The organism is Bradyrhizobium xenonodulans (genome assembly GCF_027594865.1).
GTDB classification, from domain to species: Bacteria; Pseudomonadota; Alphaproteobacteria; order Rhizobiales; family Xanthobacteraceae; genus Bradyrhizobium; species Bradyrhizobium xenonodulans.
In genome coordinates this window covers 100733-113196 of sequence record NZ_CP089391.1, presented here as the reverse complement: position 1 = coordinate 113196, position 12464 = coordinate 100733, and the positions used below count along the sequence as shown (strand labels likewise).

The 12464-nt window shown below is 64.9% G+C and carries 14 protein-coding genes and 1 tRNA gene; 11 read left to right on the top strand and 4 right to left on the bottom strand.

From position 1 onward, the window contains the following. Positions 1-181 precede the first annotated feature (181 nt). Together I3J27_RS00495 and I3J27_RS00490 are read right to left on the bottom strand one after the other, a co-directional pair. Positions 182-1384, bottom strand: a complete 1203-nt coding sequence (locus I3J27_RS00495; RefSeq protein ID WP_270164211.1) for a CaiB/BaiF CoA transferase family protein — start codon at positions 1382-1384, stop codon at positions 182-184. 174 nt (positions 1385-1558) lie between these two features. Next, the gene (locus tag I3J27_RS00490) at positions 1559-1984 is read right to left on the bottom strand and encodes an organic hydroperoxide resistance protein (RefSeq protein WP_270164210.1); all 426 of its coding nucleotides are present in this window, start codon (positions 1982-1984) and stop codon (positions 1559-1561) included. A gap of 156 nt (positions 1985-2140) precedes the next feature. Here I3J27_RS00490 and I3J27_RS00485 point away from each other — a divergent pair, with 156 nt between their 5' ends. Next, the gene (locus I3J27_RS00485) at positions 2141-2599 is read left to right on the top strand and encodes a MarR family winged helix-turn-helix transcriptional regulator (RefSeq protein WP_270164209.1); all 459 of its coding nucleotides are present in this window, start codon (positions 2141-2143) and stop codon (positions 2597-2599) included. Positions 2600-2687: 88 nt separating this feature from the next. Here I3J27_RS00485 and I3J27_RS00480 read toward each other — a convergent pair. Next, positions 2688-2763: transfer RNA gene (locus tag I3J27_RS00480), tRNA-Ala, on the bottom strand. 66 nt (positions 2764-2829) lie between these two features. Beyond that, entirely contained in the window at positions 2830-3237 is a 408-nt protein-coding gene (locus I3J27_RS00475) for a TIGR02300 family protein (protein ID WP_270164208.1), read from the bottom strand. 110 nt (positions 3238-3347) lie between these two features. On the opposite strand from I3J27_RS00475, the gene aroA reads away from it, so the two are divergent. The 10 genes from aroA (at position 3348) to trpB (ending at position 12415) form a co-directional block, all read left to right on the top strand. Then, positions 3348-4733 (top strand): 3-phosphoshikimate 1-carboxyvinyltransferase, encoded by a 1386-nt coding sequence (gene aroA / locus I3J27_RS00470; protein ID WP_370691933.1) that lies wholly within the window; start codon positions 3348-3350, stop codon positions 4731-4733. A 10-nt stretch (positions 4734-4743) separates the two neighbouring features. Further along, complete coding sequence (locus I3J27_RS00465; RefSeq protein ID WP_270164206.1) at positions 4744-5349, top strand: hypothetical protein; 606 nt, start codon at positions 4744-4746, stop codon at positions 5347-5349. Continuing rightward, positions 5327-5734, top strand: a complete 408-nt coding sequence (locus I3J27_RS00460) for a hypothetical protein (RefSeq protein WP_270164205.1) — start codon at positions 5327-5329, stop codon at positions 5732-5734. Before I3J27_RS00465 ends, I3J27_RS00460 begins: the two co-directional genes overlap by 23 nt. Before the next feature lie 5 nt (positions 5735-5739). Then, positions 5740-6378, top strand: coding sequence for a (d)CMP kinase (gene cmk, locus I3J27_RS00455; protein ID WP_270164204.1), 639 nt, complete (start codon positions 5740-5742; stop codon positions 6376-6378). A 266-nt stretch (positions 6379-6644) separates the two neighbouring features. After that, complete coding sequence (rpsA, locus tag I3J27_RS00450) at positions 6645-8354, top strand: 30S ribosomal protein S1 (protein ID WP_254114702.1); 1710 nt, start codon at positions 6645-6647, stop codon at positions 8352-8354. A 200-nt stretch (positions 8355-8554) separates the two neighbouring features. Then, positions 8555-9535 carry a signal peptide peptidase SppA gene (sppA, locus tag I3J27_RS00445; protein WP_270164203.1) on the top strand — a complete coding sequence of 327 codons (981 nt, stop codon included), beginning with the start codon at positions 8555-8557 and terminating at the stop codon, positions 9533-9535. Positions 9536-9707: 172 nt separating this feature from the next. Beyond that, positions 9708-10013 (top strand): integration host factor subunit beta, encoded by a 306-nt coding sequence (locus tag I3J27_RS00440; protein ID WP_007598410.1) that lies wholly within the window; start codon positions 9708-9710, stop codon positions 10011-10013. 69 nt (positions 10014-10082) lie between these two features. After that, positions 10083-10475 carry a lipopolysaccharide assembly protein LapA domain-containing protein gene (locus tag I3J27_RS00435; protein WP_270164202.1) on the top strand — a complete coding sequence of 131 codons (393 nt, stop codon included), beginning with the start codon at positions 10083-10085 and terminating at the stop codon, positions 10473-10475. A gap of 66 nt (positions 10476-10541) precedes the next feature. Continuing rightward, positions 10542-11201: a phosphoribosylanthranilate isomerase gene (locus I3J27_RS00430; RefSeq protein ID WP_270164201.1), complete on the top strand. Its 660-nt coding sequence runs from the start codon at positions 10542-10544 to the stop codon at positions 11199-11201. After that, positions 11198-12415 carry a tryptophan synthase subunit beta gene (trpB, locus tag I3J27_RS00425; protein ID WP_270164200.1) on the top strand — a complete coding sequence of 406 codons (1218 nt, stop codon included), beginning with the start codon at positions 11198-11200 and terminating at the stop codon, positions 12413-12415. Before I3J27_RS00430 ends, trpB begins: the two co-directional genes overlap by 4 nt. Positions 12416-12464: the final 49 nt, after the last annotated feature.

Genomic DNA, 12464 nt, shown 5'->3' with positions numbered 1-12464 from the left:
TCCCGCTTGCGGGAGAGGTCGGCGCGCTCCGGGCAATGCGAAGCATCGTCCCGCAGCGCCGGGTGAGGGGTTCTATCCTCTGGGGGATTGTCCCGTTGCGGCGACACCCTCTCCCCGACCCTCTCCCGCAAGCGGGCGAGGGAGCGCACCGCCGTTGCGGCAACGCTGAGCCTATGTCGCTCTAGCGCTTGCGCTCCGGGCCGCAGACCGTGCCCGTCTCGACCATCGCGTCGATCTCGGCCTTGGAGTAGCCGAACTCGCCCAGCACCTCCTGAGAGTGCTGGCTGAATTTCGGCGGCAGGCGGCGCAGGCTCGGCTTGCTGCGGTCGAGCCGGATCGGCGAGGCCACGCCCTTGTACCAATCCTTCTCGATGACGTCGCCGCGCGCGATCGTGTGCGGGTTGGTGAGGGCCTGGTCGATCTTCTGCACGGGGCCCGCGGGCAGGCCGGCGGCGAGCAGGCGATTGCATAGCGGCTCGGCCTCGTGCTGGCTGAACACCGCGGCGAGCTCGGCGCGCAGCGCCTCGCGATTGGCGATGCGGTCCTTGTTGCGGGCAAAGCGCGGATCGGTGCCGAGCTCGGGCTTGCCGATCTCCTTGGCGAGCTTGCGGAAGGTGCCGTCGTTGCCGACGCCGATGAAGATGTTGTCGGTCTTGGTCGGGAAGATCGCATAGGGCACGAGGTTGGGATGCTCGTTGCCGGTCAGCGACGGCGGCTTGCCATGCATGAAATAGTTCGCGGTGTGCGGATGCATGATGGCGAGACCCGTCTCGTACAGCGTGGTCTCCAGGAACTGGCCGAGCCCCGAGCGCTGCCGCTCCGACAGCGCCATCAGGATTCCGATCGCCGCATAAAGGCCGGTGCCGATGTCGACCAGTGGCACGCCGATCCGCATCGGTCCGCTCTCCGGCGAGCCGGTCGCCGCGATCATGCCGGTCATGGCCTGGATGATGGCGTCATAGCCGGGATTGCCGCCGCGGGGACCGTCGGCGCCGAAGCCGCAGATCCGGCAGTGTACGAGGCGCGGAAATTTTTCGCGCAAGCTCTCGTTGCCGATGCCCCATTTCTCCAGCGTGCCCGGCTTGAAATTCTCGATCAGGACGTCGGCCGTCTCAAGCATCTTGAGCAGCACGGCGCGGCCGCCCTCGGAGGCGAGGTCGAGGCCGATCGAGCGCTTGTTGCGGTTGATGCCGATGAAATAGGCCGCGTCCTCCTCGTGGAACGGAGGACCCCAGTCGCGCACCTCGTCGCCGGCGGGCGGCTCGACCTTGATCACGTCGGCGCCGTGGTCGGCGAGGATCTGGGTGCAGTAGGGACCGCCGAGCACGCGCGTGAGATCGATGACGCGCAGCCCGCTCATTGCACCCAAAACGGCTTCAGTCATGCCTTCGCTTCCCCTGTGTCGACGTTTGATCACAGGCCTAGCGAGGTTCGTCCATGGCAGCAATGGCTCCGGACGTAGGGCCGCATGCGCCGCCGTGTGGCCATCCCGCGTACTGGGAAATCAGCGAAGCGGCCGGCCCGAGGGGGATCTCGGGCCAGCCAATTCACCGTCCGATCAGACGACCGTCAGGCGAACGTCGACATTGCCACGGGTGGCATTGGAGTACGGGCAAACCTGGTGAGCCTTCTCGACCAGTGCCTCGGCTTCCACGCGGGCGAGGCCCGGCAGCGAGACGGCGAGGTCGATGTCGAGCCCGAAGCCGCCGGCCGCGCGCGGGCCGATGCCGACGGTGGAGGTGACCGAGGCGTCAGCCGGAACCTTCGGGCCGCCCTGCGAGGACACGAATTTCATCGCGCCGATGAAGCAGGCGGCGTAGCCCGCCGCAAACAGCTGTTCGGGATTGTTGCCGGCACCGCCGCCACCACCGAGCTCCTTCGGCGTGGTGAGCTTGACGTCGAGCGCGCCGTCGAGGGTCGCAGCATGGCCGTCGCGGCCGCCGGTGGCTTTTGCGCTGGTCTTGTAGAGGACGTTCACGGACATTTTCGTCTCCTCAGGGGTCTTCGGTTGGGGTGTGATCCATATCGCAAACAATTAGATTGCGCGCAATTGAAATTTGCATGCCTCACATTTAATTGTTCGCAATTGAATGTGCCGCCAGCCGGCCCCAGAATGAGCAAAGCCTCGCGAGATTCTTTCATGCCCCGGAAACTATCGGCCCTCGATCCCCAGCGCCTCGACAACCAGATCTGCTTCGCGGTCTATTCCGCCGCGCATGCCTTCAACCGCGTCTACAAGCCGCTGCTCGACCGGCTCGGTCTGACCTATCCGCAATATCTGGTGATGCTGGTGCTGTGGGAGCGCGACGACGTGCCGGTCAAGGACATCGGCGAAAGACTGTTCCTGGATTCGGGCACGCTGACGCCGCTGCTCAAGCGGCTCGAGGCCGCCCACCTCGTCAAGCGCACCCGTTCGAGCGAGGACGAGCGCCAGGTGCTGATCGCGCTGACGGCGCAGGGCCATGCCCTCAAGGACAAGGCCCGCGCCGTGCCGCAGTCGATCCTGGCTGCGTCGGACTGCTCGGTCTCGGAACTGGTCGCAATGAAAGACGAGATCGTCGCGCTGCGCGACAGGCTCAATGCGGTGATCGGGGAGTAGGGGGTGGTTCGTCGAAGCCCGGCTTCGCCGCGGCAGCCTTCGCTACGATAGGGCTTGCCGAGCCGAAGCTGGCGAAGCCAGCGAAGGCTGGTGGAGCCAGGCGGGATCGAACCGCCGACCTCTTGCATGCCATGCAAGCGCTCTCCCAGCTGAGCTATGGCCCCTTAACCGACCGACGCACCGTGGGCAGCGCGTCGGGAAAGACCCAGAACCACAGTTCTGAGATTATCTCAAGTCTCTTCATCGCCTCCGACATCACCAATGATGTCGGTCACGTCCTCATCGCCCTCTTCGTCGTCGGCGATGAAGGTCGAATCATCGTCATCGTCGTCCTCGATGGTCTCGTCGACCTCGATATCGTCCTCCGATTCGGGCACGACGGCCTTGACCTTGCCGGTGTTCTCCTCGGCATCGGCCTCCTCGAGCGAGACCTCCTCGACCTCTGCCGGCTCCGGCGTGGTGTCGGCGGCGGCTGCGTGGCGGGCTTCGGCGCCGCGGGGCGCACGCGCCGGCGCCACCGGGGCGATCGGCACCACTTCGCCGGTATAGGGCGAGATCACCGGATTCTTGTTGAGGTCATAGAACTTCTTGCCCGTGGTCGGGCAAATACGTTTAGTTCCGAGTTCGGACTTGGCCACGGCAGGAATCCTGGGAATGTCTGAAAAGCGGTGTTTCACTTGGCTAGTTGGCGGCCCGCTGTCAATAGCGCATTACGGGAGAACGACATGCCCGTGACGGCGGGGAGACCATGTGGTACCTGCCCGCGGGCCCAAACGGCGCATCCAAGGACACAATCTTGACCCATTCCGACAAGCCGACGCCGCTTCGGTCGCGCGCAAGCGGCCCCCTGACCGGGAAAGTACGGGTGCCCGGGGACAAGTCGATTTCCCACCGCGCCCTCATCCTGGGCGCACTCGCGGTCGGCGAGACCAGGATTTCGGGCCTGCTGGAGGGCGAGGATGTCCTCAACACCGCCAAATCCATGCAGGCGCTGGGCGCCAGGGTCGAGCGCACCGGTGATTTCGCCTGGAAGGTGAGCGGCGTCGGCGTCGCCGGCTTCGCCGAGCCCAAGGCGCCGCTCGATTTCGGCAACTCCGGCACCGGCTGCCGGCTGGTCATGGGCGCCGTCGCCGGCTGCCCGATCTCGGCGGTGTTCGACGGCGATGCCTCGCTGCGCAGCCGCCCGATGCGCAGGATCCTCGATCCGCTCGAGAAGATGGGTGCCAAGGTGGTTTCCGGCGGCGAGGGCGGCCGGCTGCCGCTGACCGTCCAGGGCGCGCGCGATCCGCTGCCGATCACCTACAAGACCCCGGTCGCCTCGGCCCAGATCAAATCGGCCGTGCTGCTGGCGGGCCTGGCCGCGCCGGGCACGACCACCGTGATCGAGAGCGAGGCCAGCCGCGACCACACCGAGCTGATGCTGAAGCATTTCGGCGCCGAGATCATTTCAGTGCAGGAAGGTCAGCACGGCCGCCGCATCACGCTCGCCGGCCAGCCCGAACTGCACGGCGCCAATGTCGTGGTGCCGGCCGATCCCTCCTCGGCGGCGTTTCCCATCGTTGCGGCGCTGATCGTCGAAGGGTCCGACGTCACGCTGTCGGATGTCATGACCAATCCGCTGCGCACCGGCCTGTTCACGACGCTGCGCGAAATGGGCGCCTCGATCGAAGAGAGCGAAGTGCGTGGCGACGCCGGCGAGCCGATGGCAAAGCTGCGCGTGCGCGCGTCGAAGCTGCGCGGCGTCGAAGTGCCGCCGGAGCGGGCGCCTTCGATGATCGACGAATATCTGGTGCTGGCGGTAGCAGCCTCGTTCGCCGAAGGCACGACCATCATGCGCGGCCTGCAGGAGCTGCGTGTCAAGGAATCCGACCGCCTGGAGGCGACTGCCGACATGCTCCGCGTCAACGGCGTGAAGGTCGAGGTCTCCGGCGACGACCTGATCGTCGAGGGCCGCGGCCACGTGCCGGGCGGCGGCACTGTCGCCACGCACATGGATCATCGCATCGCGATGTCCGCGCTGGTGATGGGCTGCGCCTCCGACCAGCCCGTGACCGTCGACGACACCGCCTTCATCGCCACTAGTTTTCCAGACTTCATTCCGATGATGCGTTCGCTTGGGGCCGAGTTTTCATGAGGCCGCGGCCATGAGCGCAGGCTTCGACCGCGATGCTTTGCTGGACGCTTTCGATTCGATTGGCCGTGCTGCGGCCGACGCCGGAACCAAGCTTCAGATCGCGGTCTATGGCGGCTCGGCGCTCATGCTCGCCAGCAATTTCCGCCTGGCGACCGAGGACGTCGACGTCTCGAAGCTCGAGCATCCACTGCCGGACTGGCTGGAGAAGACGGTAGCTGAAATTGCCTCGAGGAATGGGTGGGGCGCCGACTGGTTCAACGATCACGTCGTATTCCATCTCAGTCCATTGGCGGACCGTGCCGCGGACCATCTCGAATTCGGCACTTTCCCGCGCGACGGTACGCCACCGGGGCTTGAGGTCTCGGTGCCCTCCGCTGCATATCTTCTGGCATTGAAATTGAAGGCGTTTCGCATCACGGATCCCGTTCGGGGGGAGACTGAGCGGCTGGATATCCTGAACTTGATGAAAGTGGTTGGAATCTCGACCGTAGAAGAAGCCATCGCGCTGCTTGGTCGGTATTTTCCGGTAAGCGCAGCGTCCTCGGAGAAGCAGCGCTTCTTGCTGAAGAACATGGACCTCGGGGGAGGAGCGGATGCGCCCAAATACCCTCGCTGAAGCCGTCGACCGGATTCGCGCTGGCGCGCCGCAGGACGCGACGCTAGCTGAATTCGTGGACACGTTTGATCTGGCCGGGACAAGCCTCGCTCAATACGAGACGATCGAGGACGAGCCGGCGCTGACGCAGGACCACCGGCTCGACGCGCTGGTCGGCGCAATCGCCGAATATCTGGCCAAGCAACGTCGTCTTGGGCGAGTGCCGGCATGGGTCTGCGATCCGGCCCGGCGCCTTGCCGAACCATGGTTCACCGCGTCGTCCCCGTCCGACGCGATGCGTGAATATCTCACTTTTGCGAGCCCCGCGGAGTTCGCGTCTCGCAACATTTTTACCGAAGAGCGGCCATTGCGACGCGCGCGCGGGCCGCAGACAGCCAAGGTTTGAGTGATATGATCATCGCCATCGACGGGCCCGCGGCCTCGGGCAAGGGGACGCTCGGCAAGCGCCTTGCTCACCATTACGGCTACCGTCATCTCGATACCGGCGTGATCTATCGCGCGGTGGCCTATGCCTTGATGCAGTCCGGTCATGATCTCCGGGACGAGGCGGCGGCGGTCGCGGCGGCGCTGGAGCTCGACCCGGAAAAGTTCGGCAATCCCGCCCTGAAGACCCAGGCGGCCGGCGAGGGCGCCTCGATCGTTTCGGCGATCCCGAGGGTTCGTGAGGTTCTGCTCAATTTCCAGCGGCAATTCGCCGCCGATCCGCCCGGCGCCGTGCTCGACGGCCGCGACATTGGAACCGTGATCTGCCCGCATGCCGACGTGAAGATTTTCGTGGTCGCAGACCCCAAAGTCCGCGCACGCCGCCGGACCATGGAGGCGCGCGCGCGGGGCGAGGAGGCGGATGAGGCGGCCGTGCTGGCCGACATCATCCAGCGCGATGAACGCGACAAGAACCGGCCGGTTGCGCCCCTAAAACCGGCCGCGGATGCTTACTTGCTAGATAACTCCCAACTGGATATAGAAGGCGGCGTCCGGGCCGCCATCGACATTATCGAGGCCGTCCGAGCGGGCCGGTCGCGGGGTTAAGCCGCCGCCGTCATTGGAGGAATCGCCCGCTCCCGCTCTTTGAGGTCGATACCCTCGGTCCCCGGTTTGGGACCGGCGCGATCCAGGCTCCGGACACAGATTTCCACGTATTGAACGCGCGGGCCTCAGCCGGCCCGATTCCGCTGTTCCGCCTCAAGGCCGGAGCAGCGAGCGGTCGCTCGAAGGTCTTGCGGGCCTTCCGACACTGCGCGTGCGATGCGCCCATGAACCCAACGGCCGGCACGACACCCGCAACTGGAGAACAAATGGCTTCGACTTCTGCTGATACCTATAGCCCGTCGCGTGACGATTTCGCCGCGATGCTCGACGAGTCCTTCGCAGGCGGCAACCTGCAGGAAAGCTCCGTCGTCAAGGGCAAGGTGGTTGCAATTGAAAAGGACATGGCCGTCATCGACGTCGGCCTGAAGACCGAGGGCCGCGTTGCCCTGCGCGAATTTTCCGGCCCCGGCCGTGACAGCGAGATCAAGGTCGGCGACGAGGTGGAAGTGTTCCTCGATCGCATCGAGAACGCCCTCGGCGAAGCCGTGCTGTCGCGCGACAAGGCGCGCCGCGAAGAGAGCTGGGGCAAGCTCGAGAAGGCCTTCCAGAACAACGAGAAGGTCAACGGCGTCATCTTCAACCAGGTCAAGGGCGGCTTCACCGTCGACCTCGACGGTGCCGTGGCCTTCCTGCCGCGCTCGCAGGTCGACATCCGTCCGATCCGCGACGTTGCGCCGCTGATGAACAATTCGCAGCCGTTCCAGATCCTCAAGATGGACCGCCGCCGCGGCAACATCGTGGTGTCGCGCCGCACGGTTCTCGAAGAGACCCGCGCCGAGCAGCGCCAGGAGCTGGTGCAGAACCTCGAAGAGGGTCAGGTCATCGACGGCGTGGTCAAGAACATCACCGATTACGGTGCGTTCGTCGACCTCGGCGGCATCGACGGCCTGCTGCACGTCACCGATATCGCGTGGCGCCGCGTCAACCACCCGACCGAGGTGCTCTCGATCGGCCAGACCGTGAAGGTCAAGATCATCAAGATCAACCACGAGACGCACCGCATCTCGCTGGGCATGAAGCAGCTGCTGGACGATCCGTGGCAGGGCATCGAAGCCAAGTACCCGCTGGGTGCCCGCTTCACCGGTCGCGTCACCAACATCACCGACTACGGTGCGTTCGTCGAGCTCGAGCCGGGCATCGAAGGCCTGATCCACGTCTCCGAGATGTCGTGGACCAAGAAGAACATGCACCCCGGCAAGATCGTTTCGACCTCGCAGGAAGTCGAAGTGCAGGTGCTGGAAGTCGATTCCGTCAAGCGCCGTATCTCGCTCGGCCTCAAGCAGACCATGCGCAACCCCTGGGAGGTCTTCGTGGAAGGCCACCCGACCGGTTCGGTGGTCGAGGGCGAAGTCAAGAACAAGACCGAGTTCGGCCTGTTCCTGGGCCTCGAGGGCGATGTCGACGGCATGGTCCATCTCTCCGATCTCGACTGGAAGCTTCCGGGCGAGCAGGTGATCGACAACTACAAGAAGGGCGACATGGTGAAGGCCGTGGTGCTCGACGTGGACGTCGAGAAGGAGCGCATCTCGCTCGGCATCAAGCAGCTCGAAGGTGACCCCTTCGCCGAGCCGGGCGATGTCAAGAAGGGCGCGGTCGTGACCTGCGAAGTGCTCGAAGTGAAGGAGAGCGGCATCGAGGTGAAGATCACCGGGACCGATTTCTCGACCTTCATCAAGCGCTCGGAGCTCGCCCGTGACCGCAACGACCAGCGCGCCGAACGCTTTGCCGTCGGCGAGAAGGTCGATGCCCGCGTGATCCAGTTCGACAAGAAGGCCCGCAAGGTCCAGGTGTCGATCAAGGCGCTCGAGGTCGCCGAAGAGAAGGAAGCCATCGCGCAGTACGGCTCCTCCGATTCGGGAGCGACGCTCGGCGACATCCTCGGCACCGCGCTCAAGAACCGCGGCGACAACAAGTAAGCGAAACGCATCGTTTTGCTGACATCAGAGCCCCGGCGCAAGCCGGGGCTTTTTTGTTGCGGCAAGTCGGTAGCCCGGATGGAGGTACCCGGTCACAGCCTTGTTTTCTTCAAAATGCGCCGCAATTGATGTATCCAGATAAGCCGATGGTCACGCTGTGACGGCACAACGCGACCGGTCTTTCATTTGGAGATATTCCGATGTCGCTCGATTCGGACATCATCGTCGATCGCCGCAGGATCCGCCGCAAGCTGACGTTCTGGCGCGTGGTCGCCGCGCTGATCGCGATCGCGGCGATCGCAAGCTTCGCGCTGATCGCGACACCCGGTGCGCGCGGCACGTTTGCGTCCGCCGGCTCGATTGCGCGGGTCCAGATCGAGGGCCTGATCCGCAGCGATTCCGATCGCACCCAGGCGCTGGAGCGGCTGGAGAATTCGCAGGCCGCCGCCGTCATCGTTCACATCAACTCGCCGGGCGGCACCACCGCCGGCTCCGAGCAGCTCTACGATTCGCTCGTCCGGCTGAAGGCGAAGAAGCCGCTCGTCGTCGTGGTCGAGGGCCTCGCCGCCTCGGGCGGCTACATCACCGCGATCGCCAGCGACCACATCATCGCCCAGCAGAGCTCGCTGGTCGGCTCGATCGGCGTGCTGTTCCAGTATCCCAACGTCGCCGAGCTCCTGAAGACCATCGGCGTCAAGGTCGAGGAGGTCAAATCCTCGCCGCTGAAGGCCGCCCCGAATGGTTTTGAGCCGACCAGCCCCGAGGCGCGCGCGGCGCTCGATGCGCTGGTGAAGGACTCCTATGCCTGGTTCAGGGGCCTGGTGAAGGAGCGGCGTGGCATGGATGACACGCAGCTCGAAAAAGTCGCCGATGGCCGCGTTTTCACCGGACGCCAGGCAATCGATCTCAAGCTGATCGACCAGATCGGCGACGAGAAGACGGCGGTGACCTGGCTGGTCGAGCAGAAGAGCGTCAAGAAGGGTCTTCCGGTACGCGATTACAAGCTCCAGCCCCGCTTCGGCGACCTGCCGTTTCTCAAGACAGCAGCCGCCGTAACGCTGGAAGCGCTTGGTTTAGGCTCGATTGCGCATCAGATCGGGCGAACCGGCGTCGTGCAGGCGGTCGATCGGTTCGGAATGGATGGAATGCTGGCCCTGTGGCAGCCGGCTGCGTCGAACTGACGGGAACCAAGCGAGCATCCGAGGGTTTTCGCGTCTGGCGGGTGGTGGGTCAGCCCGCTTTTTCGGCATTTGTCACGTATTTTCACGACGCTCAACCTTGATTTAGCGTCTTGACAGATCACGGTATTTTCACGGAAATGGTCATCCGCACGCTTCCGGGTCCTATCTCTCGATGATCAAATCCGAACTTGTTCAGCGTATCGCCGAGCACAACCCGCATCTGTACCAGCGGGATGTCGAGAACATTGTGAATGCGATTCTCGAAGAGATCGTAGCGGCTCTCGCGCGCGGTGACCGCGTCGAGTTGCGCGGCTTCGGTGCCTTCTCGGTCAAGCATCGTCCTGCACGCGCCGGGCGCAATCCGCGCACCGGCGCCCATGTGCCCGTCGACCAGAAGAGCGTTCCGTTCTTCAAGACCGGCAAGGAAATGCGCGAACGGCTGAACCGCGACCATCCGGATCCAGGCGCGCCGGACTGAGGCCAGCGTCAGGATTTCTCCCGGTCGCGCGATGCGGCCGGAAGCTTGATTCAAGGCGAGCGAAGCGAGATGCGAAAGTTTCTGACCGCGCTGATCGTGATTCCGCTGGGCCTGATCCTGGTGGTCTTCGCCGTCGCCAACCGGCATTTCGTCACGGTCTCCTTCGATCCCTTCGTGTCGAGCGACCCGTCATTCTCGATCACACTGCCGCTGTTCCTGTTGCTTATCCTGGTGGCTGCCCTCGGCGTCCTGGCAGGCGGCTGCGCGGTCTGGTTCGGCCAGCGGCACTGGCGCCGCGCGGCGCGCCGGAACGACGCGGAAGCACGGGCTGCCAGGGGCGAACTGGCCGATCTGCGGGCCCGGGCGGCCGCAGCAAAACCCGAGCCCCAGCGCCTCCCCGTCCCCTCCGGGACGGGCCTTTACGGGTCCATCGGGCGAGACAAGCAGCGCGCGACGTTGTAGAAGCGGCCGCAACAGAAAACCCTGTTTTCCGGCCGCGGCTTGCGGCCCTGAACCCGCTTTGAGACCATGTCCCTACTCGTCAAAATCTGCGGCCTGTCCACGCGCGAGACGCTCGACGTCGCGCTCGACGCTGGCGCGGATATGGTGGGGTTCGTGTTCTTTCCGCCGTCGCCGCGGCATATCTCGCTGGAGGCGGGACGCGACCTCGGTCGCCAGGTGAAGGGCCGCGCGCTCAAGGTCGCGCTCACCGTTGATGCCGATGACGCGACCCTCGACAACATCATGGACGCGCTGTCGCCCGACATCTTCCAGCTCCACGGCAAAGAGAGCGTGGCGCGCGTGCGCGATATCAAGCAGAGGTTCGGCCGGCCCGTGATGAAGGCCGTGCCGGTCGCAATCGCGGCCGATCTCGCCGTGCTGCCCGGTTACGCCGCGGCTGCCGATCGCATCCTGTTCGATGCACGCGCACCGAAAGACGCGACGCGTCCCGGTGGCCTGGGTGCGCCGTTCGACTGGCACCTGCTGGAAAATCTCGATCTGAAATTGCCCTACATGGTCTCGGGCGGGCTTCACGCGGACAATGTCGCTGAGGCCCTTCGCGTCACTCGCGCCGGCGGCGTCGACGTGTCCTCCGGTGTCGAGAGCGCCTCCGGCGTCAAGGATCCCGAGATGATCAAGGCCTTCATTCGCGCCGCGCGCGCCACTCAAGAGTTGAGCGTCCGATGAACATCGCCAAACCCAATTCCTACCGCAGCGGCCCCGACGATCGCGGCCATTTCGGTATTTTCGGCGGGCGCTTCGTCGCCGAAACGCTGATGCCGCTGATCCTCGATCTGGAGAAGGCCTACACCGCCGCCAAGGCGGATCCGGCCTTCCAGGCCGAGATGAACGGCTATCTCAAGAACTATGTCGGCCGGCCCTCGCCGCTCTATTTCGCCGAGCGTCTCACCGAGCATCTCGGCGGCGCAAAAATCTATCTGAAGCGCGAAGAGCTGAACCACACCGGCTCGCACAAGGTCAACAACGTGCTCGGCCAGATCATGCTGGCGCGCCGCATGGGCAAGCAGCGCATCATCGCCGAGACCGGCGCCGGCCAGCACGGCGTCGCCACCGCGACGCTGTGCGCACGCTTCGGTCTCGAATGCGTGGTCTATATGGGCGCCGTCGACGTCGAGCGGCAGCAGCCCAACGTCATCCGCATGGAGATGCTGGGCGCCACGGTGGTGCCGGTGCAGTCGGGCACCCGCACGCTGAAGGACGCCATGAACGAGGCGCTGCGCGACTGGGTCACCAACGTGCACAACACCTTTTACTGCATCGGCACGGTGGCGGGCCCGCATCCCTATCCGACGCTGGTGCGCGACTTCCAGTCGATCATCGGCAACGAGACCAAGACGCAGATGCAGGAGATCGAGGGACGCCTGCCGGATTCGCTGGTCGCCTGCATCGGCGGCGGCTCCAACGCGATGGGCTTGTTCCATCCGTTCCTCGACGATCCCTCGGTTGAGATCTTCGGCGTCGAAGCCGCGGGTCACGGGCTCACGCAACTGCATGCCGCCTCGATCGCCGGCGGCCGTCCCGGCGTGCTGCACGGCAACCGCACCTATCTTCTGATGGATGCCGACGGCCAGATCCAGGACGCGCATTCGATCTCCGCCGGCCTCGACTATCCCGGCATCGGTCCCGAGCATTCCTGGCTGCACGAGATCGGCCGCGTCAACTACCTCTCCGCGACCGACGACGAGGCGCTCGCAGCGTTCCAGCTGCTGTCAAAGCTGGAAGGCATCATTCCCGCGCTCGAACCGGCACATGCCATCGCCAAGGTGATGGAGCTCGCGCCGAAGCGGCCGAAAGACCACCTGATGGTCGTCAATCTCTCCGGCCGCGGCGACAAGGACGTCCCGCAGGTCGGCGACATCCTGAGGGGCAAGAGCAAGTGAGGCGGGTGTCGCACTCCCTTCACCTCTCCCCATCGGGGAGAGGTCGGCT